Origin of the sequence: Halorientalis marina, assembly GCF_023028345.1 — an archaeon.
GTDB classification, from domain to species: domain Archaea; phylum Halobacteriota; class Halobacteria; order Halobacteriales; family Haloarculaceae; genus Halorientalis; species Halorientalis marina.
Genome location: NZ_CP095487.1, coordinates 977,874 through 992,591, shown reverse-complemented (window position 1 = coordinate 992,591; position 14,718 = coordinate 977,874). Strand labels below are relative to the sequence as shown.

The window sequence follows — 14,718 nt, the reverse complement described above, 5'->3', positions numbered from 1 at the left end:
GTCACAGGAGGACGAACAGGGCCCCGCCGAGGACGGCGAAAACCGCGTACAGCGCGACCATGAACTCCCGGATGAACGGCCGGCCGAACGGTCGCCCGAGCAGGTGTCGCGTCGGCGGGAGGATGACGAGGCCAGCCAGCAACAGCGGCACGCCCGCGGGGTCGGTGAGCACGGACAGCGCCAGGACGATGGTCACGAACCCGACGGCGTAGCCCGCACGGTCCCACAGCCGGTCGGTGTCGCCGGTCAGCTGTGCGAGCAGTTTCCCGCGGTCGCCGCCGCCCGGCAGGCCGCTCTCGTCGAGTTCCTCCTGGGCGAGGTCCGCGAACTGCGCCCGCGCCTCGTCGGTCTGGGGCGTGCCACAGTCCGGACAGAACTGTGCGGCGTCGTCGATGGCCGACCCGCACCGCCGACAGTCCTTCATACCCGTGGTGACGCAGGGGGCCGGATAAAAACTTGGCCTCGGATCGACCGCCAGCACCGGTATCGGGTTTGATAACTCGGGCGATGCGTTTTATTGGGCGTCGGGGGTAGGGCCGGCAACGGAGACCGCCAGCGGGCCCGCCGACATCGGCGCCGCGACGGCACCACCGCGACGATGACCGACACTGCCACCCTATCACGGACCGGTTCGACCCGCCCGACAGGCTGGAGTCTGTGCCGTCGGGCCGTGTGGGTCGCGCTCGTCGCGTGCTGTACCGTCGTGGTGTTCGGCGTCGCGGCCGCGGCGCCGGCGAGTGCGGCGCCTGCCCCGAGCGAGAGCACCGGAGCGAACGCCACGGGCGGGAACTGGACGGCGGTCGTCGAGGGCGGCGGGGTGACGGCGACCAACGGGACGACGACGGTGCGCCTCCGCACGCTCCAGGCGAACGACTGTTTCCCGAACGACGCCTACGAGGACGAGGCCGGCGGGCACGTCGAGGTGACGGTCAACTGTGGCGGCTACCTGCTGGTCGGCGGGGACAGACAGGAGGGGGAGACCTCGGTGACGAACTTCGTCGACGTGCTCTCCATCCCCGGAGGCGGGACGACGTTCACAATCAACACGCGGCTGCTCGGGACCGACGCGTCCTCGGGAGCGGTCTTTTCGAGCGGCGTCACGAGCTACGACCACGAACTGGGTGCGGCCAACCCGCCGACGGGCCCGTTCGACGGCCTCCGGTTCGAGGCGGCCAACGGCACCGAGATCGACACGCTCGCCGATCTCCGGGCCGAGATGGATGTCTCGCGGCCGCCCCGTCCGCTCCAGCCGAAACGGTACCGGCTGCTCATGACCAACGGGACCGTCGTCCTCGGTGACGACGGCATCGCCTACGCCGCGGACCCGGTCGACCGCTCGAACCTCCGGTTCGTCCAGCCCGAGATCGACTTCGAGGAACCGTCGACGTACATCGCGCCACGGGACGGTGCCGCGGCGACCGACGAACTCGGCCAGCTCCGGGCGGTCTGGACCGAGCGGGACCGCGTCGCGAAGGGTGACCGCATCATCGTCGGGGGGTTCAGCACCGACGGCCTCCACGGGACCATCGGCTCCCTCACCGAGACCGATGTCGGGACCATCGCCCCCGCAAGGACCGGCCCGGAGTTCCTCCAGGAACTGAACGGCATCGAGGAGGGCGTCAGCCTCACCATCGAGGAGACCGACCCCGGACCGAACACCGAGCCCGCGACGCTGTCGCTCGACGACGCCACCGAGGACGGCCTCTCGGTCGTGTTCTCCGGGGATCGCGACGAGTTCTACCTCGTGATCGACACGCGGAAGGGGTCGACGTTCGACCGGGAGTTCTCGCCCAACGCGACGTTCGAGGTGACCTACACCGTCGAGTCGACCGCGGGGGAGCGCTACGAGTTCGACCTGCCCGACGACGGGAGCGCCCCTGGTCCCTTCGCCGCGGCCCCGACGCCCAACGAGGCGGGGCAGTACCCCTACTTCGGCGTCGACGAGGAGCGGCGGACGGTCTCGACGGAGTTCACCCTCGTCGAACCGCGCATCAGGTACACGCGCCTGAGCCGCGACGGCGAGGTGATCGTCTCGAACGAGGCCGGCGAGCGCATCCCGGGGTACACCAACTACGCGCCCGGGACCGATATCGGCATCCAACTCATCTCCGAGGACGGCGAGCCGCCGACGACCATCGAGATAGAGGACGTCGTCATCGAGTCCGACGGAGTCTTCCGGCCCAGCGTCGACCTCTCGCCGCTCTCCCGGGAGTACCCCGTCGAAATCGAGACGTTCCTGCGCGAGCGGCTCCACGACCGCCGGCCCGTCGTTCTCGCCCGGAACCCCGAGAACCCGGTGCGGTTCGAGGTCGACGACGCCCCGGCGAACGTAACTGTCACCCAGGGCCGCCCGCTGTCGGCCCTGACCGCGACCATCGAAAACACCGGCGTCGACGACGGCGCGCAGTTCGTCACGCTCCGCGCCGGGGAGCGCCTGCTCGGGAACCGCTCGGTGTTCGTCCCGGCCGAGGAAAACCGGACCATCGACTACGAGTCGACCCTCGCGAACGTGCCGGTCGGGGAGTACGAGTACGTCCTCGCGACCGACGACGACGAGGCCAGCGGCTCCCTCGTCGTCCAGGCGACGCCGACGCCCACACCGACGACGACCGCCACGCCGACGCCCACGACGCCGCCGACCACGACAGCCCCACCGACGACGACGGCCCCCACGTCGGCGCCGACCTCACCGACCACGACCGCACCGCCCACGACGCGGGCACCGGCCGGGACGGCGACGGGAACCGCGACCGGGACGCCCGCACCGACCGGGGCCGGCGACGACGCCGGCTTCCTCGGCCAGCCGTTCCTCGGTCTCGGATTCGTCGCGGTCCGGGAAGTCCTCGCCGGGGCGGTCATCGTCGGCGCCGCTTACGTCGGCGGCTACTGGAAGTGAGGGAAAAGCGGCCGGCTACCGGGAAGAGGGCCGTCCCTGAAGCGAGTCCGAAACCGCGTCGCGTCAGGAGTCCGCAAAGAGGTCGTCGACGGCCGCCCGTGCCGCCAGCGCGGCATCGTCGGCCACCTGCTCGGGGTCGTGGCGGTCGTCGGGTGCGTTGAGGTACACGTCGACTTCGAGAACGCCGTCCTCGAACGAGACGGTCACGTCGAGGTCGGTGACCGCGGACTGTTTGTATCGCGAGAAGACCAGGCCTTCGGCGGCCTCGGCCGCGGCCTGTACGACCTCCTCGTCAGTCGGCTCGGACATTTAGTCGCCGGCGCCGGGACCCATCGGGCCGCCACCGCCGCCACCGCCGCCGAGCATCTGCTGGAGCTCCTGCTGGAGGTCCTCGAACTGCTCCTGGACGCGCTCTTCCTGCTTTTCGAGCGTGTCGACGCGCACTTCCAGGCTCTCGACTTTCTCCTCGAGGTCCTCGCGTGCCTCGCCGTAGCCGGTCTTGACGAGCAGTTCGCCGACCTCGCGGTACATCGTGGTGTCCTCGTCGACGTCGTCGAGCTCGTCGAGCGCCGTCTCGGACTCGGTCAGCTGTGTCTCTGCCTGCTGTTTCTGGGCTGCGACCTGCTGGGCCGTCTCCTGAAGGTCCTGCAGTTCCTCGATTTTCTCCTGTGCTTCCGGCGGTAGATTACCCTGCATACCCTGACCGTCGGCATCCGGAGTGAAAAACCCACGCATCTCGTGGGCACACCGGGCTCCCCCACCCGCGATCCAGCGCATGGAGCGGGTGTTGTTCGCGACGCCGGTAGTCGAACCCCGATCCGGGACCGACGACGAGGACTCGTCGGCCCGCGAACCTATGGTTCGGGTTCGGGCCGGTCGTCCACGTGTCGCGTGTGATCCAGCCACTTCTCGACGGTCGGCTGGCCCCAGTACCGCACCGCGTTGCTCCGCGGGTCGTACTCGATCAGGCCGGCCTCGTCCAGTTTCGGCAGGTGGCGGTGGTGGCAGTGGATCGCCAGCCGCTCCCGTTCGGTTTCGTGGTCGGTCAGTGCGTTCGCGATTTCGTCGACCGTCACGACACCGGGCGCCTCCGACACGAGGAAGCGACAGATGTCCCGTCGCTCCTCGTCTGCCAGCACCTCGAACACCGTCTCCAGGGACGGCGTGAGTGCGACCCCACCGTCACCCAGGGGACTCCCTCGGCTCAGTGAGTCCGTCGCTCCGTCTTGGGAGTGATCATCCATGCGTACCCATTGGTACCCGTTCCCCGTTCAAGAGATGTCTACCTACGTGTCTAGGTTCGGGCTACGGCCCCCGTCAATGAAGCTCGCTTCGAGGAGTTTTCGCTGTGCGTGCCGGAGATGCTGGTGGAGCGTCGCGGAGGAGATACCGAGCGCGTCGGCGACCTCCTCGGCAGTGCTGTCCCGGGGCCAGTCGAAGTAACCGCTGAAGTACGCGGCGTTGAGCGCCGCCGACTGCCGGTCGGTGAGACGGTCGGCGACCGCGACCGGCGTCCCGCGCCCGGCCCGCACGTCGGCGTCGATCTCGTGTTTCGCCAGGAGTTCGACCCCACCGTGTGTGGATTCGAGCGTCCCGAGCACCGTCCGAAAGTCGAGGTCCCGTGGCCCGCGAGCGACGAACTCGACGGTGCCGTCCTCGGCGACTGCCTCGGTGGTCTGGACGCCGGACTCCTGAAGTATCTCGGGGACGCTGCCGACAACCCGCGCCTCGACCAGACAGGTGTCCCCGTCGTCGCTGATGAGCCGAACGTCCCCGATTCGGTCCGATTCGGACTCGTTCAGGGCCGCCTCGATCTCGGCGGCCGTCGCCCCCTCGACCGCAACGTAGTGGAGCAGCCCCGGCTCGGCGGTCGATGCGAGTCCGAGCACGCGGTAGCGACAGTCGAGGTGCTCGGTCACGCCGGCCGCGACCGTATCCGATTCGTCGAGCCGGAACTCGAACTCCTGGACCTGGTCGGCCTGGATGAGTCGCCGGTTCTGGATGGCGCTGATCGCGAAGCCGATCATGTCGCCGAGGACGTCGAACGCCCGGAGTTCGCGCCCGCTGAAGGCGTTGGTCTCGTCGGCGTAGACCGCGAGGATGCCGTGGACCGTCTCGCCGTGCCGGAGCGGGACGACCGTGACCGACCAGAGGTCGTGGGCCAGCGCCGCCTCGCGCCAGGGCTCGAACCCCGGGTCCGCCGCGACGTTCTGACAGACCTGCACGTCACCGGTCCTGATCGCGCGGCCGCCCGGGCCCTGACCCGTCGCGTCGTCGGCCGACGTCACCGTCAGCGAGTCCAGGTAGTCGGTGCCGTCGCCGGCCCAGGAACTCGGCTCGACCACGCCGTCGGTGCGGTGGAGGTCGCCCGTCATCGCCAGCCGGTAGAACTCCGAGTCCGCCAGCCGCTCACAGACCGTCGTCTCGATCTCCTCGCGCGTCGCCGCCGATGCGAGCGCGTGAATCGTCTCCTGAATCAGCTCGTTGATGCGATTCAGCCGCGTGAGTTCCTCGTGGCTGCGCTTGAGCTGTTGTTCGCGCCGACGCCGTTCGGTCACGTCACGAACCACGCCGACGGTCCCCTCGCCCGGGAGCAGGGAGAGCCGGTTCTCGATGGGGAGGGAGCGCCCGTCCGCGGTCGCCAGCTCCGCCTCGTGAGTCGCGACCGATATGTCCCCAGAGAGAAGCTGTTCGACGAGGCCGTTCGCCCGCTCGAACGCGTCGGAATCGACGACCAGGTCGGGCGTCTCGCCGACGAGATCGTCACGGTCGTAGCCGAGCATCTCGGCGAGCGTGTCGTTCGCCATCGTGATTACCCCGTCCGTGTCCGTGGTGTAGATGCCGTCGCCCATCGTCTCGACCAGCGTCTCGTACCGTTCGAGTTCGTGTTTGCGCTCGCGCAACCGCCGCTCGCGGTCGAGCCGCTCGAAGGCCGCCTCCACGTCCGCCGCGAACACCCGGCCCAGTTCCAGGTCCGCCTCGTCGAACGCGCCGGGTTCGGTCGCGGCGAGGTTGATCATCCCGTGGCCCGGAATCGGGAGCAGCATCGCGCTCCGGGCGGGCCCGTAGTCGATTTCGGGGTCGAGATCGCGGAGGTCCTCGTAGCGGATCGGCTCCCCCCGCTCGTAGGCCGCGCCGACGAACCCTTCGCCCACCTCGTAGGGCGGGAGCCGTTCGTCGAGGCGCTCGTCGTCCGTCTCGACCGCAACCATCTCCAGTCGGCCGTCGACGAGCAGGCGAACGCCCGCGGTCGCACACTCGAAGTGGTCCTGTGCGATTTCGACCGCCGCGTCGGCGACCGCCTGTTCGCTCTCGGCCCCGAGCAGGACCCGCGACACCCTGTGGAGGTCACGAAGCAGCCCCTCCCGGCCACGCCGGGCCGACACCGCGCGGGCCGTGCCGGTCATCCCCCAGACCCGGCCGTCGTCGTCCGTCAGCGGCGACGCCGTGAACTCGTGGGGAACCCGGTCGCCGTCTGTCGTCACCAGCGGCGCTTCGACCGTGATCTCCCCGCCGTCGGCGACCGCCGCCAGCAGCCGGCGCGCCTCGGATTCGGCCTCGTCGGGGATGATATCGAACTGGTGCAAGTCGGCGATCTCGTCGTCCGTGTAGCCCGTCGCCTCGCGGAACCGCTCGTTCCACTCGACGAACTGCCCGCGCCGGTCGACGATGTAGAAGAGATCGGAAACGGCATCGAGGACGGTGTCGGCTGCGAAGTCCGTGGGCCAGTGGTCGCGGCTCTCCGCGTCTAGGAACCACCCGTCGCTCGATGTCTGCATGTTTCGTGTGACTCCTCAGTGTACCACCGATAGTGGAGACACGAGGAGATAAGCGTGTTGCCGCGGTCAGGCGACCCGTTCGGCGACGGAGACGAGCGTCGACCACGTGTTACATCCCGCGCGGAGCGCCACGAGGTCGCTCGCGGCGACTGCGACCGTGACCGTCCGGGCCGTTCGGTCGACGCTGGCACGGGTCCGGTCGCCGTCGATCTCGTCGACCTCCTGGCGAACGCTCTCGGTGACGATCCGTGCGCGGCGTTCGCTGTCGAACGCGAAGGAGAGTTCCGCGTCGTGGGCGGCCGGCACGCTACCGGACGCCGACTTCCTTGACGTCGCGGCTCCGCTCTTTCAGCAGGACGCGGTGTCCACAGTAGGGACAGCGGACGCCACCGTACTCGTCGAGTTCGACGTCACGCTTGCATCGGGAACACTTGTAGCTCATGTGTGTACGAAAGACGGCGAGTGATTTAGCTCTCGTCCTCTCCGAGCGCGGCCCGGATCGAGCGCCGGACGGTCTTCCCGCCCGGGGTCTCCGGCTTGTACGTGCCGCCGGTGAACTTGTAGCCGCAGTCGTCACACTCCCAGATGCCGGTCCCCTGGCGAGCGACACGCTTCTCGCCACACTCCGGGCACTCGTGGTCCTCGTTCATGTCCGCCTCGATATCGGCGACGCGACGACGGGCGACACGGCCGTAGCGGGCGCCGAATCGGCCCGCGCTACCCGTACTCGCTTTGTCACTGGCCATAGTACCGTACTATCGACACAGCGCGCAGATAAACCCTGCGAGTCGGGACGAGTTCCCCGGGACTGATGCCGACCTCGCCCCTATCGGTCGTCGTGTCCGACCACGGTCCCGTCCGGTCGCGGCTCGCCGCCCTCGCACCGTCCACGAGCGGCCGCCTCGGCAGCAGTGACTTCCTCCGGCTCGGTGCCGTCGTTGGCCTCGTGGGGTGGACTGCGACCGCCGTTCTCGAACTACTGGCACCCGTGGCAGACCTCGCGGCGCCGACGGCCGGCCTCGTCGCACTCGCCGTCTGGACGCCGCTCGTGGGCGTGATGGTCGGTGCGGGCCTGTGGCACGTCCCCGACGCGATGCGGTTCTCGCTGCCCCTGCTCGGCTTCGGGCTCCTGAACGGGCTCGCCACGACGGCGACGCTCTGGGCCGTCATCGTCGGCCTCCCGGCGACCGTCGGCGGCGACCCCTTCGTAACCGTCCCGCTCGGCCCCGTGGCCGACGCGGTGTGGTCGCTGTGGACGGTCGACCTCGCCATCGGCTACGCCTGGACCGCCGACGCCCTCCGTCGTGACGGGCAGCCCGGCCGCGCCGCCGGCTACAGCTACGCCGCCTTCCTCGGGTTCGGCCTCGTCGTCTACCACGCTGCCGGGGTCGACGCGATCAGGACGGTCCGCTACCCCACGCTCGCCGCACTCCACGCGCTCCCGCTCGCGCTCGACGCACGCGCCGACCTCGGCGGTCTCCGCCGGACGGCCGTCCTCTATCTCGTCGTCTTCGCGCTGGTCGGGGTCGGGGCGCTGCTGTGACCGTCCCGGTGCCGGCGGCGCGTGCCGTTACTGTCCGGCCGCGTTCCGGCGCCGCCTGCGGGAGACGAAGACAGCGACGACTGCGACGAGCGCGACCGCGGTGTAGACGGCGCCGGCGACCCAGAAGCCGACCACCGTCCCGAACCAGTAGAGGTACGGCACGACGAGCAGGGCGAGGATGAGGTACTGGCGGCGCTCGATCCTGTCGAGGCGAGCCTGGAGGGCTGACTCGTCCATACGCGACCGTCAGCGCTACCACGCACGAAAGTTTTTGGTGTCAGTCCTGCAGGTCCGCCTCGGTCAGCGCTTCGTTGAGGTCGGCCCGGACCCGCTCGCCGAGTTCGCGGTCGCCGGCGGTCGTGACGACGCGGTTCTCCTGGACGCTGGAGCCGTCCCGGATGAGCAGGCGGACGTTCCCCTTCGCGTCCGCCCGCGTCGCCTTCGCGCGGACGCCCGTCCGTGAGCCCGAACCGCCCGCGTCGATGGGGCCGGGGATGATCTTCTTGACGTGCGGGTGGCCTGCGACGGTCTCGATGGCGCGTTTGCCCGCCCGCTCGCCGATCAGCGTCGTGTGAGACCCACCGAGGATGTCGGCCGTCGACTCCTCGACGACCTCCAGGGCCGGCCGGCCGCGGCGCTCGACGACCGCCGGCACGGGGTCGTCGGCCGCGACCCGGTAGAACTCGTAGTGGAGTTGGCCCCGCACCTCCCTGAGCACATCGCGGTCGCCGGTCGCGTACACCTCCTCCGGGCGCTTGCGGTGGACCTCGTCGGCGATCAGACTCGCGAAGTTCCGGAGTTCGATCACGTCCGATTCGCCGTCGGGGTCCTCGGGCGTCGTCGTGACCGTCCGCTCGCCGATCACGTCGTCGTCGAGCAGCGTCGTCACGGTCGCGCGGTCGCGGTCGAGGTCGAGCACCGCGGTGTCGGCGTTTCGTGTCCGGCAGACCAGACAGTAGTCCCCGGGCCGCTCCAGCGCGGACGCACACTGCCGACACTCCATACCCCACAGTCGGCGACTGCGCCGGATAAGCGGGGCGGTTCGGTGCGGTCTCCGGGGAGTAGTCAGTCCAGCCCGTCCGGGTCGCCCTTCAGGTACTCCCGCAGGAGGACGGTCGCGTAGCTCCCCTTCGGCAGGCGAAACTCGAAGGTGAGCGGGTCACGCGTGACGGCGAGGTCCGTCCGCACGAGCACCGCCCGCCGCGTCCCGGTCGAGTGGAACTCCCCGGGGAGGTCGAAGTCGGCCGGTTCGATTCCGGCCTCGTTCAAGACGGTCCGTTCGATCTCGCCCGGCTCCGTATCCGCGGGCGCGAGCGTCGTCTCCGTCCCCACGAGCGGTGCGGTCACGAACGCCCGCCCGCGCTCGCAGTGGCGCGTGACGGTGTCGACCCGGTCCTCGTCCACGCGCTGTGTCCGGTCGGTGTCCGGCAGTGGGAGGTCGTCAGGGGCGTCCCGGTCGGCGAAACAGACGGCGTCGCCCGCCACCGGGCGGTCGAAGGGCAGGCCCCGCTCCAGTCGCGCCGAGAGCATCCGGTTGAACAGCGCGGACTGGGCGGCGTTGACGAACAGCCGCTGGAGGTTCGTCGGCGCCGTCTCCAGGGCCGCCCGGAAGTCGTCGGCGTCGCTCGACCCCCTCTCGGCGAGTTCGTGGAGCATCGCCCGCTCGTAGCCCAGCCACTCCGGCATCCGGTCGAGACCACCCTGCCAGTCGCGGGTCTCTTCGACGTACTCGCGGGCTTCGCGGGTCTCCGCGGGTTCGCGGTCCGAGGGGTTGCCAACGTAGGCGAGAACCGCGCCCTCCCAGTCGTCGCGGAGGACTGCCAGCCCGATCTCGTGGGTGACCGGGCGGCGACTGCCGAACCGCTGCTGGCCGAAGTAGTTGGGGACGCCGACGGTCGCGGCGTCCGCGGGGTCGTCGGCCCCATCGGCACCGCGCTCGCCCTCGCCCGCCACGCCCGCGAACGCCCGGAGGTCGGCGGTGACGGCGTCGACGTGCTCGGGCGCGTCCGGGTCGCGGACGACGATTTCGAAGGCGTTGCCCGCGAGGTCGCCGAAGAAGATGTCGCGGCCGGTCCGACCGAGGACCTCGATATCCGCGCCGCCGAGGTCCACGGCCGCGACGGCCTCGGGGTCGGCGTCGCGGACGGTGAACAACTGGGTGGTGACCGCTCGCTTGTCCTTGGTGCCGGCCCAGGAGACGCGCTCGCGGCTGGCCCCCAGGGCGTCCGACAGCGCGGCTGCGAAGTCGTTCGTGTCCCAGTCCCGGAGCGTGGCCCGCAGGAGGACGTGGTTGTACGCGCCGGGGTCGGCGTCGACCGGCTCCGACTCGAAGGCCTCGATCTCGGTGACGCGGAAGTCCTCGGGGTCGGCACGCAGGCGACCGCCGATTCCGTCGACGTCGCTGACGTAGTAGGCCATGCCCACGGCCCGCTCGACGGGGTGGGCCGCCCGGCAGTCGCGGTCGGCGTCTGCGTCGGTCATTGCCGACCGGTTCGCGCCGGCGAGTGATAAGCCCCGGCAGTCGCCGCCGCGAAGTCGCCGGGCGTCCGCCGTCCGCTCAGAACAGCGAGAGCTCGCCCGTCACGCGGTCCACGGCATCCTCGTCACCGGGGCCGATGGCCAGCGCCGTGACCGTCCCCGGCTCCAGCTGGGTGTGGCCCGCGTCGCGGACGACGGCGTTGGGCAGCCCCTCGCGCTCGGCTGCGTCCGCGAGCTCGAACAGTTGCTGTTCGCTCTCGCCTTTCAGGACGACCTTCTTCTGTCCCTCGCCCTTCCAGGCGCGTCTGGTCTTCGCGGACGCGTCCTCGTAGGCGGACAGCGAGGCGTGTGCGACCTGTGCGGCGAGTTTGCCCTGCCCCATCCCGATGTCGGTGCGGGCGACGATGGCCTGTTTCATGCCCGAGTCGAGCGGGGCCGCGACAAAAGGGATACCGGACCGCACCGCGCTTCGTCGGCCCATCTCGAAACTGGTCGAACGGGACCCGGGGAACTTTAGACGCGCGGCCCCGCTCGTTGGGATATGATCCTCTCGGACGCGGACATCCTGCGGCGGCTCGGGGACGGTGACCTCGTCATCGAGCCGCTGGAGGACGTCGATCTCCAGGTCCAGCCGGCCAGCGTCGACCTCCGGCTCGGCCGGGAGTTCCTGGAGTTCCAGCACGCCAACATCCCCTGTATCCACCCCAACAGCGAACAGGAAGTCGACGAGTACGTCGCCGAGACCCACGTCGACGAAGGCGGCGAGTTCATCCTCCACCCCGGCGACTTCGTCCTCGGGACGACCGTCGAGCGCGTCGAGATTCCGCCGGACCTCATCGCCCACGTCGAGGGGCGGTCGTCGCTCGGTCGGTTGGCAATCGTGGTGCATGCTACAGCCGGTTTGTGCGATCCCGGTTTTTCAGGCAAAATAACTTTGGAGCTGTCCAACCTCGGCACTGCGCCCGTCGCGCTCACGCCGGGGATGCGCATCTCACAGTTGACGTTCACGGAGCTGAAGACGCCGGCAGACCGGCCATACGGCGAGGAGCGTGGCTCGAAGTACCAGGACCAGTCCGGGCCGCAGGCCTCGAAGATACAGGGCGACCACGAGTTCGGCGGGGACCAGAAGTGAGCGGGGTGGCCTGATGCGATTCATCGAGGAGGTCATCGTCGAGGAGTTCCTGCCCACGTACCGCTCGCTGTTGGCCGAGGCGCTGCGCGAGCGGGGGCTGACACAGAGCGAAGTGGCGGACCTGCTCGGCCTCAGTCAGAGCGCGGTCTCGAAGTACGTCCACGGCGACGTGGCTACGAACGCGCGCCTGGAGACCGACGAGCGGGTGCTCGACCTCGTCGAGCGCCTCGCCGACGGGCTGGTCGACGGCTCGATGACGCCGGTGCAGGCGCTGGTCGAGACGGAGGTCCTCGTCCGCCAGCTCGAAGGGGGGGACGTGCTCGCACAGCTCCACCAGGAGGCGGTGCCGGAACTGGCCGACCACGGCGGCGCGTTCGACGTCCACGACCCGGACAGTTCGGTCCGGACGGCCGAGCGGGCGCTGGCGTCCGTCCGGCGCGGGCTGACGGTCCTGGAGAACACGGGCGGGTTCGCGCGGCACATCCCCGCGGTCGGGTCGAACCTCGTCGAGGCGCTGCCCGGCGCGGACGGCATCGACGACGTGGCGGCGGTCCCGGGGCGGCTCATCGACCTGAAAGGTCGGGTCGAGGTGCCCGCGGAGCCGGAGTTCGGCGCGAGCGAGCACGTCGCGAACGTCCTGCTGGCGGCGCGGGCTGCCGGCAGCGACGCCCGCGGCGCGATCAACGTCAGCTACGACCCGGTGCTGGTCGAGGGGCTCGAATCGGCCGGGCAGGTCGCCGTCGAGTTCGACGCCGAGGCCGACATCGCGGACGGTATCGCCGACGCGCTCTCGGCGCGGCCCGAGGCGACCGTCCTCTACCAGACCGGCGGGTTCGGTATCGAGCCGGTGGCGTACGTCCTCGGCACGGACGCCCACGCCACCGCGGAGTTGCTCCGGGACGTTCTATGAGCGTCGCCGCCGTCCAGTCGTTCTACGGTCGGTGGGCGCGGCTCTACGATCTGCTAGCGACCGCCCCCGGCGTGACCGCGTGGCGCCGCCGCGCCGTCGACGCTCTGGACCTGAAGCCGGGCGACACCGTCGTCGAGATGGGCTGTGGCACCGGCGCGAACCTCCCGTACCTCCGCGAAGCCGTCGGTCCGGAGGGAACCGTCGTCGGCCTCGACCTCGCGCCCGGTGTCCTCGCACGCGCTCGCGGTCGGATCGTCGACCGCGGCTGGCGGAACGTCCACGTCGCTCTCGCCGACGCGACCCGCCCGCCCGTCGACGGCCCCGTCGACGCCGTCCTCGGAACCTTCGTCGTCGGGATGTTCGCGGCCCCGGCGGCCGCCGTCGCCGACTGGCTCGACCGCTGTACCGGTCGGGTCGCGCTGCTGAACTTCCAGCGCAGCGACGCCCCGCTCGCGGCGCCGCTGAACCTCGCGTTCCAGGCGTTCGTCTGGGCCGCCTCCCCGGGACGGGGCATCCCCGCCGAGTCGCCGGCGGCCGCGCTGGAGCGGCGGGTCGCGGCCGCCCGCGAGACCCTGACCGCGCGAACCGCCGACCGACGCTTCGAGATCTTCGCCGGGGGCTACCTGGGACTGCTCAGCGGCCGGGTCGCGGACCGCTGACCCCGACGCTTTTGTCGCCACAGTCCTCAGCCGGGGGCATGAGACTCCGTGTGGCAGGAGTTATCACACTCGTCCTCCTGGCGGGGTGTGGCGCGTCGCCCGGTGGCACCGGGCCGACGACGACCGCTCCCGCGGACACGGCGACTGCCGGCCCGGGAACCGCGACGACAGCGGGACCGCCGACCGCCGACTCGCCGGCGACGACCGCGACGGCGGCGGACGGCACGGTCGCCTCGGCGGCCGTCGCGACCGCGACAGCGACACCGGGCGGCGAGCGGGTCGAAGTCGACGGCGACCTGGACGCCAACGCGACGCGTGTCTTCGAGCGCATCGAGCGGTCGACCGGTGAGGAGGTCGAACCGAGCAGGGTCGTCGTTCGACACGCAGTGTTCGGTGGGGGGCTTGGCTACGACGACCCCGTCAAACGGATATTCCACTTCACGGCGACGCGGCCGTACGTCGACAGCACGCGGGGGATGACACGGCGGGCCGGCAAAGTGTACGTCCACCCCGGCGACGGGACGCCGGACGAAGTCGAGCACACGCTCGCCCACGAGTTCGTCCACGTCGTCCAGTTCCGGACCGGGATGGTACCGTGGATCGACACGTCGCCGCCGCACCGCGACCGGTTCCAGGCCAACGCCATGCTCGCGGAGGGCGGTGCCGTCTACGTCGCCGACCGCTACGCGGAGCGGTACGGGCTGAACTCGACCGGCCACCGGGAGCGGGCACGCCAGCGGTACGAGGCCGGCCCGACCGGGACCCGATACATCTACAGCCTCTATTACTTCGGCGCCCGGTACGCCGCACGGGAGATAGACTCGCCCGACAACCTCTCGGCGCTGTACGAGAACCGACCGACGACGAGCGAGCAGGTCCTCCACGACCTGTCGCCGGCGGCGGAGCCGCCACGGAACCTGACGGTGAGCTACGAGCGACGCGGCTGGCGGGTCCCGCGGACCGACCGGATGGGCGAGCTGTTCGTCCGGGTGGCGCTTCGCGACCAGCTCCCCCGCTCGGTGGCCGCCCCGGCGGCCGCCGGCTGGGGGAACGACGAGATCGCCGTCTTCCGGAACGGGCAGGTGGCCGCCGTCGCGTGGACGCTCCGGTGGGACGACCCCGCGAATGCGACGGCGTTCGCCGACGCCTTCGAGACGTACCGGGAGCGGCGCTCGACCGCCTACGATTTCCGACTCGTCCGCGTCGACGCGGACACGACGGTCGTCTTCGGCGGTGACCCCTCGTTCGTCGCGAACGCGACCGCCAGCGCCGACGACGCCGCGGTCACCGTCACGGCACCGCCCGAGTGAGCGGCAGCCTG

18 protein-coding genes are annotated in these 14,718 nt (G+C 70.5%); 6 read left to right on the top strand and 12 right to left on the bottom strand.

What is annotated here, in order from left to right; all coding sequences use genetic code 11:
- Position 1: 1 nt before the first annotated feature.
- The gene (locus MUG96_RS05035) at positions 2 to 424 is read right to left on the bottom strand and encodes a zinc-ribbon domain-containing protein (protein WP_246987091.1); all 423 of its coding nucleotides are present in this window, start codon (positions 422 to 424) and stop codon (positions 2 to 4) included.
- 246 nt (positions 425 to 670) lie between these two features.
- Between MUG96_RS05035 and MUG96_RS05030 the strand changes: the two genes are divergently transcribed.
- Positions 671 to 2,896, top strand: coding sequence for a hypothetical protein (locus tag MUG96_RS05030; RefSeq protein WP_246987089.1), 2,226 nt, complete (start codon positions 671 to 673; stop codon positions 2,894 to 2,896).
- Positions 2,897 to 2,959: 63 nt separating this feature from the next.
- Here the strand turns inward: MUG96_RS05030 and MUG96_RS05025 are convergent, their stop codons facing one another.
- The 7 genes from MUG96_RS05025 to MUG96_RS04995 form a co-directional block, all read right to left on the bottom strand.
- Entirely contained in the window at positions 2,960 to 3,205 is a 246-nt protein-coding gene (locus MUG96_RS05025; RefSeq protein ID WP_246987087.1) for a DUF3194 domain-containing protein, read from the bottom strand.
- Positions 3,206 to 3,592, bottom strand: a complete 387-nt coding sequence (locus MUG96_RS05020; RefSeq protein WP_246987085.1) for a prefoldin subunit beta — start codon at positions 3,590 to 3,592, stop codon at positions 3,206 to 3,208.
- A gap of 158 nt (positions 3,593 to 3,750) precedes the next feature.
- Positions 3,751 to 4,140: a winged helix-turn-helix domain-containing protein gene (locus tag MUG96_RS05015; RefSeq protein ID WP_246987083.1), complete on the bottom strand. Its 390-nt coding sequence runs from the start codon at positions 4,138 to 4,140 to the stop codon at positions 3,751 to 3,753.
- Positions 4,141 to 4,182: 42 nt separating this feature from the next.
- Positions 4,183 to 6,675, bottom strand: coding sequence for a PAS domain S-box protein (locus tag MUG96_RS05010; RefSeq protein WP_246987081.1), 2,493 nt, complete (start codon positions 6,673 to 6,675; stop codon positions 4,183 to 4,185).
- Between the two features lie 66 nt (positions 6,676 to 6,741).
- Positions 6,742 to 6,981 carry a KEOPS complex subunit Pcc1 gene (locus MUG96_RS05005; protein WP_246987079.1) on the bottom strand — a complete coding sequence of 80 codons (240 nt, stop codon included), beginning with the start codon at positions 6,979 to 6,981 and terminating at the stop codon, positions 6,742 to 6,744.
- 1 nt (position 6,982) lies between these two features.
- The gene (locus MUG96_RS05000; RefSeq protein WP_135827932.1) at positions 6,983 to 7,117 is read right to left on the bottom strand and encodes a DNA-directed RNA polymerase subunit P; all 135 of its coding nucleotides are present in this window, start codon (positions 7,115 to 7,117) and stop codon (positions 6,983 to 6,985) included.
- 25 nt (positions 7,118 to 7,142) lie between these two features.
- Complete coding sequence (locus MUG96_RS04995) at positions 7,143 to 7,421, bottom strand: 50S ribosomal protein L37ae (protein ID WP_246987077.1); 279 nt, start codon at positions 7,419 to 7,421, stop codon at positions 7,143 to 7,145.
- Between the two features lie 65 nt (positions 7,422 to 7,486).
- On the opposite strand from MUG96_RS04995, the gene MUG96_RS04990 reads away from it, so the two are divergent.
- Entirely contained in the window at positions 7,487 to 8,218 is a 732-nt protein-coding gene (locus MUG96_RS04990) for a hypothetical protein (RefSeq protein WP_246987075.1), read from the top strand.
- Positions 8,219 to 8,245: 27 nt separating this feature from the next.
- Here MUG96_RS04990 and MUG96_RS04985 read toward each other — a convergent pair whose 3' ends face one another.
- From MUG96_RS04985 to pth2, 4 genes are all read right to left on the bottom strand, one after another.
- Complete coding sequence (locus tag MUG96_RS04985) at positions 8,246 to 8,455, bottom strand: hypothetical protein (RefSeq protein ID WP_246987073.1); 210 nt, start codon at positions 8,453 to 8,455, stop codon at positions 8,246 to 8,248.
- 40 nt (positions 8,456 to 8,495) lie between these two features.
- Positions 8,496 to 9,221: a DUF2103 domain-containing protein gene (locus MUG96_RS04980; RefSeq protein ID WP_246987071.1), complete on the bottom strand. Its 726-nt coding sequence runs from the start codon at positions 9,219 to 9,221 to the stop codon at positions 8,496 to 8,498.
- 62 nt (positions 9,222 to 9,283) lie between these two features.
- On the bottom strand, positions 9,284 to 10,699 hold the full coding sequence (truD, locus tag MUG96_RS04975) for a tRNA pseudouridine(13) synthase TruD (protein ID WP_246987069.1): 1,416 nt from the start codon (positions 10,697 to 10,699) through the stop codon (positions 9,284 to 9,286).
- Between the two features lie 76 nt (positions 10,700 to 10,775).
- On the bottom strand, positions 10,776 to 11,114 hold the full coding sequence (gene pth2 / locus MUG96_RS04970) for a peptidyl-tRNA hydrolase Pth2 (protein WP_246987067.1): 339 nt from the start codon (positions 11,112 to 11,114) through the stop codon (positions 10,776 to 10,778).
- Positions 11,115 to 11,237: 123 nt separating this feature from the next.
- Between pth2 and dcd the strand changes: the two genes are divergently transcribed.
- From dcd to MUG96_RS04950, 4 genes are read left to right on the top strand one after another with little or no spacing between them, the layout of a single operon-like run.
- Complete coding sequence (gene dcd, locus MUG96_RS04965; protein ID WP_246987066.1) at positions 11,238 to 11,828, top strand: dCTP deaminase; 591 nt, start codon at positions 11,238 to 11,240, stop codon at positions 11,826 to 11,828.
- A gap of 13 nt (positions 11,829 to 11,841) precedes the next feature.
- Complete coding sequence (locus tag MUG96_RS04960) at positions 11,842 to 12,738, top strand: thiamine-phosphate synthase family protein (protein ID WP_246987064.1); 897 nt, start codon at positions 11,842 to 11,844, stop codon at positions 12,736 to 12,738.
- Entirely contained in the window at positions 12,735 to 13,397 is a 663-nt protein-coding gene (locus tag MUG96_RS04955; protein WP_246987062.1) for a class I SAM-dependent methyltransferase, read from the top strand. The genes MUG96_RS04960 and MUG96_RS04955 overlap by 4 nt, the downstream gene beginning before the upstream one ends.
- A 38-nt stretch (positions 13,398 to 13,435) precedes the next feature.
- Positions 13,436 to 14,707 (top strand): hypothetical protein, encoded by a 1,272-nt coding sequence (locus MUG96_RS04950; RefSeq protein ID WP_246987060.1) that lies wholly within the window; start codon positions 13,436 to 13,438, stop codon positions 14,705 to 14,707.
- The last annotated feature ends 11 nt before the right edge of the window (positions 14,708 to 14,718 follow it).